This window comes from Acetomicrobium sp. (genome assembly GCF_059026225.1).
Map to the genome: position 1 here is coordinate 560,008 of NZ_JBWQOQ010000007.1, position 16,336 is coordinate 576,343.

18 protein-coding genes are annotated in these 16,336 nt (G+C 44.1%); all 18 read right to left on the bottom strand.

The window, feature by feature from the left end:
• Positions 1-90 precede the first annotated feature (90 nt).
• The 18 genes from AC5SXE_RS07230 to AC5SXE_RS07315 all read right to left on the bottom strand — a co-directional run bounded on the left by AC5SXE_RS07230 (position 91) and on the right by AC5SXE_RS07315 (position 16,313).
• Positions 91-1,281: a phosphoglycerate kinase gene (locus tag AC5SXE_RS07230; RefSeq protein ID WP_493917042.1), complete on the bottom strand. Its 1,191-nt coding sequence runs from the start codon at positions 1,279-1,281 to the stop codon at positions 91-93.
• A 19-nt stretch (positions 1,282-1,300) separates the two neighbouring features.
• Complete coding sequence (gap, locus tag AC5SXE_RS07235) at positions 1,301-2,317, bottom strand: type I glyceraldehyde-3-phosphate dehydrogenase (RefSeq protein WP_493917043.1); 1,017 nt, start codon at positions 2,315-2,317, stop codon at positions 1,301-1,303.
• A gap of 111 nt (positions 2,318-2,428) precedes the next feature.
• Positions 2,429-3,319 carry a DNA-binding protein WhiA gene (gene whiA / locus AC5SXE_RS07240; protein ID WP_310849916.1) on the bottom strand — a complete coding sequence of 297 codons (891 nt, stop codon included), beginning with the start codon at positions 3,317-3,319 and terminating at the stop codon, positions 2,429-2,431.
• Positions 3,280-4,452: a gluconeogenesis factor YvcK family protein gene (locus tag AC5SXE_RS07245; RefSeq protein WP_493917044.1), complete on the bottom strand. Its 1,173-nt coding sequence runs from the start codon at positions 4,450-4,452 to the stop codon at positions 3,280-3,282. Before AC5SXE_RS07245 ends, whiA begins: the two co-directional genes overlap by 40 nt.
• Entirely contained in the window at positions 4,436-4,918 is a 483-nt protein-coding gene (locus AC5SXE_RS07250; RefSeq protein ID WP_493917045.1) for a RapZ C-terminal domain-containing protein, read from the bottom strand. The genes AC5SXE_RS07245 and AC5SXE_RS07250 overlap by 17 nt, the downstream gene beginning before the upstream one ends.
• Positions 4,878-5,408 (bottom strand): RNase adapter RapZ, encoded by a 531-nt coding sequence (locus AC5SXE_RS07255; protein ID WP_493917046.1) that lies wholly within the window; start codon positions 5,406-5,408, stop codon positions 4,878-4,880. Before AC5SXE_RS07255 ends, AC5SXE_RS07250 begins: the two co-directional genes overlap by 41 nt.
• On the bottom strand, positions 5,395-6,198 hold the full coding sequence (locus AC5SXE_RS07260) for a MogA/MoaB family molybdenum cofactor biosynthesis protein (protein ID WP_493917047.1): 804 nt from the start codon (positions 6,196-6,198) through the stop codon (positions 5,395-5,397). Before AC5SXE_RS07260 ends, AC5SXE_RS07255 begins: the two co-directional genes overlap by 14 nt.
• Positions 6,182-6,562, bottom strand: a complete 381-nt coding sequence (gene moaC / locus AC5SXE_RS07265) for a cyclic pyranopterin monophosphate synthase MoaC (RefSeq protein ID WP_493917048.1) — start codon at positions 6,560-6,562, stop codon at positions 6,182-6,184. The genes AC5SXE_RS07260 and moaC overlap by 17 nt, the downstream gene beginning before the upstream one ends.
• Positions 6,546-6,683, bottom strand: a complete 138-nt coding sequence (locus AC5SXE_RS07270; protein WP_493917049.1) for a hypothetical protein — start codon at positions 6,681-6,683, stop codon at positions 6,546-6,548. The genes moaC and AC5SXE_RS07270 overlap by 17 nt, the downstream gene beginning before the upstream one ends.
• Positions 6,684-6,687: 4 nt before the next feature.
• Entirely contained in the window at positions 6,688-7,053 is a 366-nt protein-coding gene (locus AC5SXE_RS07275) for a GTP 3',8-cyclase MoaA family protein (RefSeq protein ID WP_493917294.1), read from the bottom strand.
• Entirely contained in the window at positions 6,950-7,663 is a 714-nt protein-coding gene (locus AC5SXE_RS07280; protein ID WP_493917050.1) for a GTP 3',8-cyclase MoaA, read from the bottom strand. Before AC5SXE_RS07280 ends, AC5SXE_RS07275 begins: the two co-directional genes overlap by 104 nt.
• Complete coding sequence (locus AC5SXE_RS07285; protein WP_493917051.1) at positions 7,654-9,555, bottom strand: substrate-binding domain-containing protein; 1,902 nt, start codon at positions 9,553-9,555, stop codon at positions 7,654-7,656. Before AC5SXE_RS07285 ends, AC5SXE_RS07280 begins: the two co-directional genes overlap by 10 nt.
• Positions 9,549-10,790, bottom strand: a complete 1,242-nt coding sequence (locus AC5SXE_RS07290) for a molybdopterin molybdotransferase MoeA (RefSeq protein ID WP_493917052.1) — start codon at positions 10,788-10,790, stop codon at positions 9,549-9,551. The genes AC5SXE_RS07285 and AC5SXE_RS07290 overlap by 7 nt, the downstream gene beginning before the upstream one ends.
• Before the next feature lie 17 nt (positions 10,791-10,807).
• Complete coding sequence (locus AC5SXE_RS07295; RefSeq protein WP_493917053.1) at positions 10,808-11,428, bottom strand: SPOR domain-containing protein; 621 nt, start codon at positions 11,426-11,428, stop codon at positions 10,808-10,810.
• Between the two features lie 71 nt (positions 11,429-11,499).
• Complete coding sequence (locus AC5SXE_RS07300; RefSeq protein WP_493917054.1) at positions 11,500-12,987, bottom strand: B12-binding domain-containing radical SAM protein; 1,488 nt, start codon at positions 12,985-12,987, stop codon at positions 11,500-11,502.
• Between the two features lie 3 nt (positions 12,988-12,990).
• A complete protein-coding gene (ftsZ, locus tag AC5SXE_RS07305) occupies positions 12,991-14,142 on the bottom strand; it encodes a cell division protein FtsZ (protein WP_493917055.1) in 1,152 nt (383 codons plus the stop codon).
• A gap of 24 nt (positions 14,143-14,166) precedes the next feature.
• Positions 14,167-15,474: a cell division protein FtsA gene (gene ftsA / locus AC5SXE_RS07310; protein WP_310849940.1), complete on the bottom strand. Its 1,308-nt coding sequence runs from the start codon at positions 15,472-15,474 to the stop codon at positions 14,167-14,169.
• Positions 15,475-15,527: 53 nt separating this feature from the next.
• Positions 15,528-16,313, bottom strand: a complete 786-nt coding sequence (locus AC5SXE_RS07315) for a hypothetical protein (RefSeq protein ID WP_303882952.1) — start codon at positions 16,311-16,313, stop codon at positions 15,528-15,530.
• Between the last annotated feature and the right edge of the window lie 23 nt (positions 16,314-16,336).

The following is a 16,336-nucleotide window of genomic DNA, read 5'->3' on the forward strand; positions in this document are numbered from 1 at the left end:
CCCTCCTTAAACCTTTTTAAATTTGAGCGGAGCACTTTTGCCCTGCGCTCCGCTCTACTCTCCTCAGCATGACAATATAGCATTAATATGCTAATCTAACAATGGCTCGATGCCCGGGAGCATTTTCCCTTCCATGAACTCCAAACTTGCGCCACCGCCAGTTGACACATGAGTCATTTGGTCAGAAAGACCAAACACATTTACCGCCGCAGCTGTATCCCCTCCACCGACGACGGCATATCCGCCCCTTTTTGCAACATCGGCCACGGCAATTGCCACCTTCTCCGTTCCAGACCTAAAAGGTTCAAGCTCAAAGACACCCATGGGGCCATTCCAGAATATCGTCTTTGCTTCTTTTATGACCTCACAAAAGGCTTTTATCGTCTTAGGCCCGATGTCCAACCCCATCATGTCATCGGGTATCGATGTTTCGGTGTCAATAACAATAGTTGGCACATCGGCTTTCGCCTCCAGAGCAGCCACGCAGTCGAGAGGCAAATGAATTTTAACCCCTTTAACCTGAGAAAGTGTGATCAATTTGTTAGCGTATTCAATCTTGTCTTCTTCGCATAAGGATTTCCCTATGCCGTAACCTTTTGCTTTAAGGAATGTGTAGGCCATACCGCCACCGATTAGGATATGGTTTACTTTGGGCAAAAGATTCTCAATCACACCAATTTTATCAGACACCTTAGCACCACCCAAAATTAGCACGTAAGGATGCGTTGGATTATCTCTTACAACGCTTAAAGATTCTATTTCTTTCTTGATTAAAAAGCCAGCAAAGGATTTTAGATAATCTGCAACACCGCGCGTTGAAGCGTGAGCTCTATGAGCGGCACTGAAGGCATCCATGACGAAGACTTCGAAGGGCTTTGCAAGTTTTTCTGCAAAAGAAGGGTCGTTTTTAGTCTCTTCCTTATAGAATCGGACATTTTCTAGCACTATTATTTCATCTTGAAGTTGTGACGCGACGGCTCCTTCGACTGCTTCGCCAATACAGTCAGGAATAAAATTCACCTTCCAGCCGGTTAGGTTGCTCAGGTACTCTGCCACGGGCTTGAGCGAAAACTCAGGATCCCTTCCCTCCTTTGGACGTCCCAAGTGGGAAATGAGCGTGATAAAAGCTCCGTTTTCTTTTAAGAACCTCAGGGTTTCAAGGTGGGCCTTGATACGTGTATCGTCCGAAACCACGCCATTTTTAATGGGCACATTAAAATCAACCCTGACCAGCACCTTTTTTCGTGTTACATCTTTTGCTTCGGGGATCCTTAAAGCCATGTAAGATCACCTCGCTAGATTAAATTGTCTTTGCAATGTAATTTACGAGGTCCACCAACCTACAGGAATATCCCCATTCGTTGTCATACCAGGCAAAGACCTTAGCCATTGCATCTATGGCCATGGTTTCATTGGGCATAAATATGGCAGAACGCGGATCTCCGATGAAATCAGAAGAGACAAGAGGTCCAGGCTCATAGCCAAGTATGCCTTTTAGCTCACCTTCAGCATATTTTTTCATCGTTGCGTTAATTTCCTCTGCTGTGACAGGTCTCTTTAGCTCAACGACCAAATCCACTATAGATACGTCGGGAGTTGGCACTCGCAGGGCTATCCCATTAAGCAATCCCTTTAACTCTGGGATTACTTTACCAATTGCTCTAGCTGCACCGGTAGACGTAGGAATTATCGAAAGGGCCGCTGCTCTTCCCCGTGCCGGATCCTTCCTGTGGGAACGATCCAAAGTAACCTGATCGTTGGTATAAGCGTGCGCTGTAGTCATCAGACCACGTATAATCCCAAATTCTTTATGCAGCACTTTGACTACAGGGGCCAGGCAGTTGGTAGTGCATGAAGCAGCAGAAATTATAACGTGCTCTGAGGGATTGTACGTCTCCTCGTTCACGCCCATCACTATGTTGACATCTTCGTTAGAAGCAGGAGCCGTTATTATCACCTTTTCAGCTCCAGCGTCTATGTGAGTCTTTGCCTCCTTGCCATCGGTAAAACGACCTGTAGACTCGATGACTATATCAACCCCCCAATCCTTCCAAGGAAGCTTGGACGGATCCGTCTCCGTGGATACCTTTATTTTGTGGCCATCGACTATCATTATATTGTCCCCTTCTACTTCAACCTTGCCGGGATAACGACGATGTACGGAATCGTATTTAAATAGATAGGCTAATATATCAATAGGGGATCTGCTGTTGATGGCAACCACGTCACACAACTTCTGAGTGTCATATTGGAACATCGCTCGCAAAAACAAACGACCAATCCTTCCAAAACCGTTTATGGCAACTTTTTTGGTCATACCACACTACACCTCCCGCAAAGATTAAAAAAGTCACTAAAGTTCAATTGACTCTAACTCACATACTATTTTAACAATGATTTTTGCTCGTCACAAATCCCATTTTTTATCTTACGATTTGGCTTGTAAAACATTTGTTCCGCCATCAAAGAGACCGTTGATCATGTTTTCCAATTTATTCCATCGATACTCAACAGTGCTTTTGCTCACCGGTTTAGGCAACAGCTGGCCTATCTCGCGGAGCGTAGCGCTGGGATAGTTAAGCCGTGTAAATACGAGATCCTTAAAGTGAACTGGCAGGTCATCTATTAAGCCCGTCTTCACTAGCAATTTGCTAATATACAGTTGTTTCTCCGCAGCTTGAAGGCTTTTTTTAATGTTTGACGTATCACAGTTAACTTGCATGTTCACCCTGCTTTTTACAGACCTTATTATGGCTTTCTCTTCTATCATGAGCGAAGTCTTCATAAGTTCCATTCCAGCTAAAATTGTAACTATAGCTTCATGGTTTCTGACTTGAATCTCGTAGTTTCCGGATCGATGTCTACAGTTGTTTTTTATTCCTCTAGTATTCAAGAATGCTATTGTCTTATCGCATAATTGCTCATTTTTAACCCTAAAGGTCAAGTGATATCCATTCTTCGGCCAAAATATTGATCCACAACTACCAAATACACCGCGCAACCAAGCCCAGGAAGTCCTTGAAGAACGGGAAATATCCTCGTAAAGCTCGAAGGGCAAAATTAACTTGACACGTCCCTTTTTGCTCTTCGGCACTCTCATGTAAGATGAAAAATTCACGTCGGACCATCGCGTATACTTCCATATAGCATAAAGTCTCCTGAAAACCCACAATCTCAGGGAAGCGAGCACTGCATGGTCCATCTTTCTTGCTACGAAAATCCCTTCGATAATACCTGAACATTCCGCATCGTTCTCTTTTTTGTCGGGCGATATACTATTTACCCACTCATCCCAGAGAACTGAATCGATTCTTTCCATATCTCCCTTTCCCTCGCACTTCTTGCTATTCTAATCAGGCATTCTGCCAATTTGACTGAATTATGCCTAACAGCACCTTCTTCGCTAATCTCATATAATTTATCTTCTATCAAATCTATCCCGATCTTTTTAAACCTCTCCTTTTCCTCCGTCGTCACTAAAAGAGGCATAGAACCTGCGGCAGTATATTTTGAAGATATTTCTTCGGGCAAAGACATGGCATTGACAACTACAAAATCAGGAAACCCTCTAAGGACCTTGGCAATCCACCTTACATGATCCAATACGGTAAACCCTTCCGTCTCCAGTGGTTGCGTCATGAGGTTACAAACGTAAACCACAGGGGCAGGCGAAGTCACTATAGCATTGGCGACCTTTTCCACTAGAAGGTTGGGTATGACGCTTGTGAAAAGACTGCCAGGTCCCAGTACTATTAAATCGGCATTACTGATGGCATTTAACACCTCTGGTAGAGGTTTTACTCCCTTTGGCTCTAGCCATATTTCTTCCAAGCTTGAACCGTAATTAGTGATGTTTAATTCTCCTTCTACTCTAACGCCGTTTTTGGTCCTCCCAACCAAACATATGCTTTCGGTAGTAACTGGGAGAACTTGACCTCTTATGGCGAGCATATAGTTTAATTCCTCGATGCCCTTTCTAAAATCTCCTGCTATTTCCGTCGCGGCAAGCAATAACAAATTCCCGAGGCTGTGACCGGCCAATTCGCCACGATCGAAACGAAAGTTCAGCAAGCGATTTAAAGAACTATCATCTTCGGCCAGCGCTAAAAGGCAGTTTCTAATATCCCCCGGGGGAAGCATTCCCCACTCCTGACGCAAACGACCTGAACTACCACCCTCATCCGTCACAGTCACCACAGCCGTAATATTTCTAGTAAAGCACTTCAATCCCTTTAACAAAGTGGATAAACCTGTACCACCACCTAGGGCTACAATATAGGGCCCTAAAGAAAGCCTCTGGCGAGATGCGCTAAAATATACGTCCTTATACCTTTCCTTGATTTTATCCCCTGTTTTGCTATCACGCTGCATGTTAGATGTTCTTCGAGAAAATAAGTAAGCCACAGCCCCTCCCAAAAATATACCTGCAAAAAAACTAACCAGCGACGACATCGCCAATCTTCTCCTTGTCTTTCCCAATATCACGGTGTCTCACTATACATTTTTCTCCATCTGCACTTAACTGTCTTGCAAGCCATTCAGCATAAGCCACTGAACGATGTCTCCCACCGGTACATCCTATTGTAATGTGAACCTGTGGCTTTCCAGTCTTCCTGTAAAGTGGAAGTATCAGCTTTATTAGCCTTAACGATTCGTCGTAGAATACGACCGTTTCTCTAAAACTCAACAAGTATTCTTGAACTTCAGGTTCCACACCAGTAAGATCTCGAAGCTGTGGGCAATAAAAAGGATTTTCCAAAAACCTCACATCCAAGACGTAATCACTATCGGAAGGAATACCATATTTATAACCAAAGGAAGTAATGATCACGGATGGTTCAACGTCTATCACTCCAATTGATCTTAAAATTGCTTCTTTAAGTTCTTGAATGCTCAAATGACTGGTGTTTACGACCACATCCGCCAGCTCTCTGACAGGGGCTACCATCGTTCGTTCTTTTAAGATCATTTCGCTTAACGGAAGGCTCGACACCTAAAGGGTGCCTTCTTCTCGTAGTTTCATAACGTCTGATTAAGATTTCATCGCTAGCGTCTAAAAAAATTACCTTAACCAGGGATAATTTATTTTTTAATGCCTTTATTACGCCTTCAAAATCACCCAGCAAGGTTCCCCCTCTGACATCCATGACAACGGCAATACCCATGTTGACGGCTGCCTCGTGCGAACCTAACATGTCTATAATTTGGGGCAATATAGCTGGTGGGATATTATCGATGGTGTAAAAACCGATGTCCTCCAATACTTTTAGCGCAGTCGACTTCCCGCCACCCGACATTCCAGTAATTATGATGCATTTGGATATATGCCTATTTTTATGGTCAAGATAATCTACTCCGCAACTAATTTCTGCTTGTCTCTCGTAATTATCCCCTTCAATGACGAACATGTCTGCCTGTGAGCACCTCCACAGCATGTCTTAAAGCGGGAGATACGGCACTAAAACACTCTCTCGCTCCCCTCTCACTTCCAGGAAGGGCAAGTATAAGCGTCTTTTCCCTCGTTACAGCTAAACCTCTGCTCAAAATCGACATGGGGTTTTTAACGGCCGTCGACCAGCGCATACATTCGCCTATTCCGTATACAATTTTATCTGACAAGGGCATTATTGCCTCCGGGGTGACATCTCTCCGTGAGATTCCCGTTCCTCCTGTCACCAAAACCAAATCGAGCAACTTTTCGTCACTCCATTTGCGTATTATATTTTGTATCTCATCTACGGAGTCAGGAACAATCTCGTATTCCTTACTGACCGCACCAATAGAAAGAGCTAATTCCTCCAGGGATGGGCCCGAGGTATCTACCAATTCCCCCCTGCTAGCTCTGTCACTTACAGTAAGGATCCCCAAAGAAATGGGAAACCATTCTTCGTATTCCGCAGAAAGACTCAAGAAACCGCCCTTAAAAACTTCTACCTCATCCTCATCAAGAAATTTAACTATCACTTCTCCATTTGAAAAGGAGATCAAATTTCCCTTGTCGCTAACCCCATGTGATAAGACCAAGATTAAAGAAGGCTCGCACAAAGAAAACAAAGGCATGGGTGAAGTTGCAAACAACCTCCTAGCCATCCCATCGACCATGTTTTCACCCAAACTGCCTTTACGAAGAGAAACCGCCGTGAGATCTCTTTCGCTGTCATAAATTCTTATAAGCCTTTTCTTAGTCGCTTTCAGCACGTTTTGCATCCTCCGAAAGATAGTGTCCGCTTTTGCCTCCACTTTTTTCAATCAAATGGACATCATTAAAATACATCCCTTTGTCAATGCCCTTGCACATGTCATATATCGTCAGAAGAGCAACGGTCACAGCCGTTAAAGCTTCCATCTCGACACCCGTAACTTCTCTTGCCAACACCTTGGAAGTTACTTTTATGCCTCGGCGCTTTTCGTCCAATTCACATTTTACCTCAACGTGATCTAACCTTATATTATGACACAAAGGAATCATTTCCCATGTCCTTTTTGCAGCCATTATACCTGCCAACTCGGCAACTTTAAGAACGTCTCCTTTAGGAACACTTCCTTCAGCAAATCGTATCATAAACTTTGTCGGGCAAAATAATCCAACCACAGGCTATAGCTTTTCTGTCCGTTGGGCTTTTAAATCCCACATTCACCATTTTTGGATGGCCATGTTCATCGAGATGCGTTAAAGATCCCATAAAATTATCCCCCTATTTGAGACATGTGCCTATTGCCACGAACCAACTTTTTCCAATTTGCTGGCTTTTCCCAAGAAGCAAGCAGTATCCTCCTTTTAACTTCCTCCAAATCACCCGCCCTCAAGGGTGAAAGCAAATCGATCCCTTTAGTAGCAAATAAGCAATTCCTGAGCTCTCCTGTTGCGGTAATTCGAAGTCTATTACATGTCTCGCAAAAGTGATGCGAAACGGCTGATATTACTCCAATCCTTTGGCCTGTCTCTAGGTTAACATAATACTTTGCAGGCCCATCGGTGTCTGACGGCCTTTTGCCAACCTCTTCCCATTCTCCGGAAGAAAAAAGAAGTTCTTTGATAGACGAAGCGGGAATGAAGGAATCTTGCGTCCACAAACTTTGATCTACGGGCATGAACTCTATAAATCTCAATACAGCACCCCGTTTTCCTCGCAAAATTCGCCAAGGCCTTAATCTCATCTTCGTTAAATCCCTTTATCAAAACCGTGTTAATTTTTAATGGCAAATTTAACTTACTCCATTCAGTAATCCCGTTGATGACGTCGTTTAAGTTCCCCATCCTCGTCATATATTTAAATTTTTCGGCATTGAGCGTATCGAGACTGACGTTTAGGTTAATTTTAAGATCTTTTATTTCATCTATAAACTTAGAAAGCAATGACGCATTTGTCGTAATGGCAAGCACGAGCTCAGGAAAGGACAGGCGAAGCGTACGCAAAAATTTCGAAATGTCCTTCCTAACAAAAGGCTCTCCCCCCGTTAACCTCACTTTTTTGATGCCCAACTCGGTTAATATTCTTATAAGCGAATGTATATCCTCATACCTCATGATCATTTCATGAGGTATCCATTCCACGCCTTCGGGGGGCATGCAATATTGACAACGGAAGTTGCACCTGTCAGTAACAGAAATACGCACATATGTTAATTTTCGCCCCAATTTGTCTACTAGTTTCAAGGCCAACGATATCCCCCCATTGTGTTAATTCTTTCTTTAAACTCGGGATCAGAAAGGGCATCTAGCAAAGCAACTACCCCCGGATGATCTAATTCATCTTCGGGAATAATGAGCTCGTAAGGTTCTTCTGTAACGGGAATGAAATCTAAATCTAAGGCATCTGCTGCAAATTTTATCCCCAAGGCAACGTCAGCTAAACCCCACGCTACCCTACAAGAGGCATCGAGGTGCGTCACCATCTGATCCTCGTATCCCTTTATCAATGAGGCTTCAATGCCATGTTCTTTAAGCATGGAATCCAGCAATACTCGAGTTCCAGCACCAGGTTGCCGATTGACTATGCGAATATCACTACGTGCTAAGTCCTCAATGGAGTTTATGTCCTTCGGATTTCCTTTCTTTACGATAAATCCCTGTTGTCTATAAAATAGCAAATAACGTTTCCATTTATCGCTAATCGGCTTAAAACTTGCTATGTAGCTATCATTATATAGGCCACTTTCAGGATCCAAAAGGTGTGCGGCCGAGAGGTGGGCTTCGCCCCTAGCAAGGGCCGCTAACCCGCCTAAGCTACCAACGGGACGTATGACTAAGTCAGAGCCCCGTCTCCTTACCAAAGAAACAAGTCTTGCCACTGCAGGATCATCAGAACCCTGAAACAATGCCCTATTCTCCCACAAGACATCTTTTATTAGCCTGACTTCTACTTCTTTGCCCTTCGGGCATTCATAAGCCTCTGGAGGCATGAGAGCAAATCCATCTGCTTCAGCTGTGGCTCTCATGGAACTTGAGCCTCCTGAAATCGGCCAGACGTACTTTTTTGATCCCAACAGGACTGCCTTTATTCTAAGCCATTCACTTATTCCCTGTGGTGATGTATGAGATATTAACAAAGAGGCCTTGAGTCTTTCTTTTACATCCATGGCTTCATCCAAAAATTTATCTTCGTTAAAGCTGCCCTTCGTCAGCAGTTCTATTAGAGGGTATACCACGCTCCATGCAACGACCATTGTAGACATTGGAAAACCTGGCATGCCAATGACAGGTTTATCCCGAACCACACCAAGCATCGCAGGTCTCCCGGGCCTCATTAAAATCCAATGAAAGAGCAATCTTCCCTCTTGTTCTATTACATCGGCTGTAAAATCCCGCTTTCCCTTGGCGGACCCGGCCCCAATTAACACCAAATCGTATTCATCAACGGCCCGAAGCAGGGCTTTACTCAAAAGCTGTGGGTTATCTTCCACATGTTGATCTACAAAGAAGGGTACGCCCCATTTTTTAAAAATACACTCAAGCATAATTGAATTGCTCTCCATTACCTTGCCAGGAGGCAATAAGCCGAGGTCATTAACGCTCTCCCTAGGAATGATCTCGTCACCTGTAGGTATGAAGACAACTTTTGGTTTGGCTAACACAGGCAACTCGTGCATTCCAATCGCATAAAACAAAGCCGTTAGGTTGGGGTCAACCTCATCCCCGAAATGGGCAACGATTTGTCCCTTGATAACGTCCTCCCCGATGGGTCTGAGGTTTGCCCCGGGTAATTCAGATTCATAAACGTATAATTTTCCTTCTTTAATTGAGGTATCCTCCACCATGACGACGGCATCAAACTGAGGAGGAACAAAGGATCCTGTATTGACCCACTGAAATTGTCCTTCATCTAAGATTGCCGGAGTGGCTGCAGTCGCCATGGAAGTAGATATTGACAAAACCGCATAACCATCAACCGCAGATGCCGGATAGTGAGGCACATTAATCGGAGAAAGGATATCTTCAGCCAACGACGCACCAAGTGCCTGCTGTAGAGGAACATGGATCACAGAAAACTTTCCGCCCCATTTGCTCTGTAACAACTTCCAAACCTCGTATAACGATAAATGTTCTTTTACCATAAAATTACCTCTATCTCCTCTCCTGCTCTCAATGTCTCTTTATTCACAGGCAACATACCCAATCCGATGGTCCCATTTAGCGCAGAAATATACCCTGATTTAGAGTTCACGGGAACAACCCCACCCGGCTTAGAAGCGACAGGCACATATTCTTCTACGCCACTTCTACCTATAACATCATCTAGGCACTTCATCTTCGCGGGCACGAAGTTTCTTTCATATAAATTTATTCCGCCGATCATCATGTCCAATAAAGGCAACAAAACTACCCTTGCCACAACGGTGCAAGACAAGGGATGCCCCGGCAAAGAAACGACCAGTTTAGTAGGCTCTCCTTTAATGCCTCCGATTAAAGTTGGCTTGCCGGGTCTCATGTTTATACCCTTAATGATCAGTCCCGGGTCGCCTAAATTCTTTATCACTTCGGAGCAGTAATCCCTGGTCGATACGGAGGATCCTCCGCTTAATATGACGACGTCGTTTTTTCGCAAAGCATCTTGAACGGCTGATGTTAGAACTTGCAGGTCATCGCGCACTATTCCCAAAAACTGAGCGTCGTAACCATAAAACTTGAGCAGTAGCCGCAACGTAGTGCTATTGACATCCCTAACACATCCGGGAGGAACGCAATCTATTCCTGCTTCTACTATCTCATCTCCCGTACTTAAAATGCCGATCTTTAAATCTACCACCTTAACCTCTCTTACTCCCAAGCCAACAGCGGCTGGGATGTTTTTAAAATCGAGCAAATCACCTGCTCTTGCAATGATATCTCCACTTTTTATCTCTTCGCCTTGGATAATTACGTTCTCGCCCGGCATTACACCCTTTCTTACCTCGATCCATGGACCGATTTCCTCAGTGTCTTCAACCATCACAACGGCATCGCTGCCAAGAGGCAAAATCCCACCCGTGAGGATCTGCATAGCAGCTTCCTTTGGCAAAGATTCTCGGATCACTTTGCCCATGGGAATAATGCCACATTTTCTCAAAAAGACAGGGGAGGAGATCGAGGCTCCCTTCACATCAACGCTTCTTACTGCGTATCCGTCACGTAAACTCCGGGAAAAGGGCGGATATGACTCCGGTGCTTCAACATCTTCTGCTAATCGCATTCCATAAGAACTTTCAACAGCAACTGAAGTGCACCTCAAAACTGCAGGAAAAGACATGCTATCGCACACGAGTTGAAGCGCCTTAAACCTTCCTAAAAGCTCTTCCGTTACGCCAGCCATAAAAACACCTCTTCAAATCAATACTTCACTACTAAAGTAGGTAGATTCATATCCTTCAGCTTTTTTTCTAACTCCTTCGCGTCTGACGTTTCAGTACCGGCGTAAACTTGTACCCTATAATAAAGCTTACCGTTTACGGTAGCCTCAATTATACGCACCCTGTCTGTATACCCTGCGCTTTCAAGCTTCTTTTTAACCTCATCTGCTCTCCACTTTTCAGTAAAAGAACCAACCTGGACTCCCCAACCGCCCTTTGAAGGTTGAGATACCTTCACAGAAGGTTGTGGTGTCTGGGCCCCGGTAGCTTCGCCTTTAGTTGCTTTTTCAGCCGACCTGGCAGGACTCTCGGTAGAAGGCACCGCTATCACATCTTTAGAATCCAGAAAAGGTTCTTCTATAGGAACAGAAGGCGCAGCAACCGTGGGGGTTTTAGCGCTCTCGTCGCTCACGCTGGGAGCAGGTTGTGCCACGATATCGGGTGCCCCTACCTGATCGGAGATCGTTTTAACGGGTGCAAAGAAAAACATCTTAACCCCCAGATACAACAAGCCTATAGCGACCAAACCTACTAGGGGAATCATTATTTGGCCAAAGGAAAAGATTGGCTTTTTATCGTTTTGCCTTTCTCTTTTCATCATTAATTATCACCTCTTATAGTCTTGACACAACATAATATGCTCGCCGAAATCGAAATAAGGAGAATGTTTTATCAAAAACCAAGCATGAAAATTTGTTCCCGAACAACCTCTTTAGAGAATGCCAAACAAGAAAGATCATCTTTGTCGCCGTCATCAATCATGTCTAATAAAACCTCGGCCTCTTGTAAACCATACCACGATAACGTGTATTCTTTTAAAGATCCCCTCAAATCCACAGGCCTTATTGTAATAACTTTGCCAAATCCTTTTAAAGATCTACGTAATATGTTTAATTTGCGTCGGCCCTCGGATATCCCTACGAAAGGCTCATTTGAAAATGGAGTGCCCGGCTTTGGCACAAAAATGCTTACAGAAATAACTGACTTCAATTTTAGCAGCTCCCATACCTGTTTCGACAATTCAGCTATGGATCTAACATCGTCATCATTTTCTCCAGGGAGACCTATCATAAAATACATCTTCACTGATCGTATTCCAAAGTCCTTCGCTAAGGCGAGTTTTTTTATGATAGTTTCATTAGTGAAGTGTTTATTTAATGATCGTCTCAAAGAATCACTGCCTGTTTCAGGAGCAATCGTTATACTTTTTTTACCTCCAATGGCCATGGTTTCCAGCATTTTTTCGCTTAAAGCATCGATACGAAGCGAGGCAAAACTTACTCTCCTTTCACAGTCATTAATGGCATCCAAAAGGCGATCTAGCTCCGGATGATCCCCCGCTTCCGGCGTGACTAAACCAACATTGAAGTTATTATATGCCTTAAATTTATATAACAGAGAAATTAGTTCATCAACGGGCCGAAATCTAGCTTTCCCGAAATTACTTGGCATGACACAATAGGGACATCGCCTAAAACAACCTCGCTGTAACTCCAAAAGCAACGTTCTCCCAAAGGCAGCCTTGGGAGTCATCCACACGCTATGACCCAATGATGCAGAGAGATTTTCCAGATTCCCCCTTTTTCTACCAAGGTTCGCTTTTTTTGAAATGACAAGTTCATTATGAAGTGGAGGCACGTATACATGCTTCGAAGCCGATAAATCCTCCCACAACTTTCTTCTATTCCCATGCTTCATATAGGAACGAAGGCAGGCTATCAGGTGATCTACAACTACCTCTCCGTCTCCTAAACAGACAAAATCGACCATAGATGAAAAAAGGAGGGGATTTATGTAGCTAACAGCTCCCCCCACGCCGACCACTGGGCCATTAACAAGTGCCCTCCTATGCCAATGAAGCGACACCTTATTATTAAGCAATATCTTTAGCAATATGATATAATCGGGCTCGTAAGATACCGATGCCGTGATTACGGGAAATTCCGATAAGAAACGTCCTTCCTCAAGTGATTTATCTTCAGTATCGGCAAATATCCTCTCTGCGCCTACGCCTCTGCTTTTTAACGCTGCATAAATATAATGATAGCCCAAATTCGCCATGCCCACTCCGTAAGTGTTTGGATATAATAACGCCCACGGAGGAGCCCCACCTTTGGGCAAGTTCAAGAGGATCGTTTCATCTGGCATAATTTGCGACACTTGTTATTCCTTCTTTTTCCTCCTCACCACGGTTGGAAGATCGAATGTATCAACTTGAACACCGCTAATCCTAAACAGATCTTCTTCAGGCACCTTGATCTCGGCTTCTTCCAAGTCTATGCGCGATCTTCGCTTTCCCGAAAGAGCTTTATCGCGACCTAACTTTCCAGGAATCGAAGAAAAACCGGAGGCTATCACGGTAATCTGCAGTTTGTCATCCATCTCGGGATCCAAAACATGACCCCATATGATGATCGCATCCTCAGCAGCTGTTTCTGTGATAACCTGAGCTGCCTCTTTGATTTCGTGAATGCCAACATTATTGCCGCCGGTGATGTTAAACAAAATCCCCTTCGCGCCTTGCATAGGAGTTTCCATCAACGGGCTGTTAATGGCGGCCTTTGCGGCGACAATAGCCCGATCTTCGCCTGTAGCTTCGCCTATGCCCATTATCGCAGATCCGGCATTACTCATTACAGCCCGAACATCGGCAAAATCTACATTGATTAAACCCGGTCGTAAAATAAGATCGGTCACGCCCTGAACTGCCTGCCGCAAAACCTCATCAGCCAACTTTAAAGATTCCTGAAAGTCCATCTTTTTATCCGATATCTCGAGTAGCTTATCGTTTGGGATCACGATGAGGGCATCGACCTTGCCCTGTAAATTTTTAATTCCTTCTAGCGCTTGATCAGTCCTCATTCTACCCTCAAATATAAAAGGCTTTGTCACGACAGCGACAACGAGAGCGCCAACTTCCTTGGCAACCTCAGCTATGACAGGAGATGCTCCCGTACCAGTACCTCCTCCCATGCCAGCCGTAAGAAAAACCATATCGGCTCCCTGCAAAACCTCTTTAATGATATCGATCGACTCTTTCGCAGCTTTAAAACCAATTTCAGGATCCGAACCTGCACCTAACCCCCTGGTTAACTGCTCTCCAAGGATTATCTTGACGTCAGCCAGATTCTGATTTAAGTGAGCAATATCTGTATTTGCAGCGATAAATTCGACACCCTTAAGACCATTGGATATGATGTGATTTAGCGCATTATTTCCACCACCTCCAACGCCAACGACTTTGATGATCTCTTTGTATTTGCGATCATCCAAGTTATCAATTTCAAATATCCTTTCCTTGTCCCTGTCAGCCATCTCGCAACTCCCCCAAAAATTCACTTAAAAAAGTTCCTTAAAGGTTCTCTTTATAGCATTTAAAACCGACTTGAAAAAGTCTATCGCACGTAAACCATGGACATCCTCTCCGTAAGATCTGCCCCTTTTAGATGAGATTGTCGATGTGAGGGTTATAGATGGCCCGATAAACTTGAAGGGGCATTTCTCTATTATATTCATATATTTAATAATTCCAGCTAGGGATGCATATTCAGACCCGTTCCTCCCGGGGGGCATTTTAGCACTGTCCAATGGATTGGCCACTCTAACGGGCATATTTAAAACTTCGGAAACCATTTCAGCAATGCCTTTCATTTTCGCTACGCCACCAGTTAAAACAATGCCGCTTGGGAGAAGTATTGAGCCTACATCGCGAAGTTCTTTTTTAATGAAATCATCAAATAATTCCTCTAAGCGATTGTATGCCACCTCGTGCACTTGCCCTGCACTGCAAAATCCTCGCTTGCCCTGCACCATGAACTCCAGCTCTTCATCGTAGGCATCAAAATCTTCACCTAGGGAAACGTATCTTTTTAATTCCTCAGCCACCTCTATTGGCACCTTCAAAACCCTCGCGATATCGTTAGTAATGTGATCTCCCCCAATTTGTATGACGGTAAGCCTTTTGAGCGCTCCATCGACGTAGATGGAGATTCCTGTTGTGCCACCGCCAATGTCTATGACAGCTACACCCGATGATATCTCCCCCGGGGATAAGACGCCTAAGGCGCTTGCTAGCGGTTTTATAACAAGCCCCGCTACGCTCACCCCGGCTCGTTCAGCACAATTAACCACATTTTGAACAGTCGCGGTAGGTGACATGATGGATTGGACCTCAACCTCCAAGCGCACGCCCGTCATACCCAAAGGATCGTCTATTCCTCTTTGCCCATCGATAGAATAGGTCACTGGTATAGTGTGTACAGTGCAATAATTATTGGGCATACTTATCTCGGACAAAGAAGCCTCTATAACCCTTTGAATATCTATTTCGGTAACCTGTCTTGGAGTGCTGCCCAAAGAAACCATGCCTTTTGAGGTAATACTAGTTGTGAGAGCTCCACTAAAACAAACAAATACACTATCGGCACGTATGCCTGTCATACTTTCGGCATCTTCTAAGGCATAAGAAACGGATCGGACAACTTGTTCAAAGTTAACGATTAAGCCTTTACGCAATCCGGCGGAGGGAACGGATCCAACCCCAATAATTTGCGCTTCTCCAGTATATCGATCCCTCTCTGCCACAATTACCGAGGTTTTTGTCGTGCCTATATCAAGTCCCGCAATTAAATCTATCTTCTCATACATTTAAATGCCTCCATCCCTCGATATTAACCCAACGAAGATGTTCAATAAGAGGCTTACTTGTTTCTAATGACGATTTTGTCTTTATATGTTGCATCAAGGTATAAAGCCTTTGCATCCGAAGATTTAACGATTGTTTCCATTGCCGGCGCCAAATCGTTCCACTTGCTTTCAGAAAATTCAAATAATATACTAACATCTTTATCCAAGGATGCAACCTCAACCATAACGGCTAATTCTCCTGCTATTTTTATCAACTCTAAGGCCTTTATTTTTTGAATCCATGGCGTTTTTCGTATTGCTTCAACGAGTTCAATCGTACGTACTACCGGGAAAATGCTTTGGCGTACTCCATTGGGATTTGCTTCATCCGGCACTAAGGGAGGCATGGAATTATGCCATTTTAAAGTCAGTAAATTGTGGACATCCGGATTGGCTTCACTCCACAAAGGGTTGCTCTCATGCCACGTCATGCCGTTGGAAGTAATAAACCATCTTTCGTTATGCCAATTAACGATAAAGATTGGTTGCAGACAAAGCCATTCAATCACCACTTCTCCCCATCCATCAACTCTAATTAAGAAGCGAACCGGGTATTTCTTCTCCATCTCCATCTTCCATGACGGGTAGCCTATAAAAAGTAAAGGCCAAAATCTAGCAGATGATCTACTTATCAAGCTGGCTGTTTCTTTCTCTATCAAGACGTTTTCCGGAACAACATCTATATTTCTCAGTCTAAAAAGATAAAGTTTCTCTTCAACGCCATAAAAAAAACCACAAGCAACGGACATCACCATTAAGAGGGATATTATCCTCATCTTGGCTGTCCAAACTTTACTCAATATATCACGTCCACCATACAGCG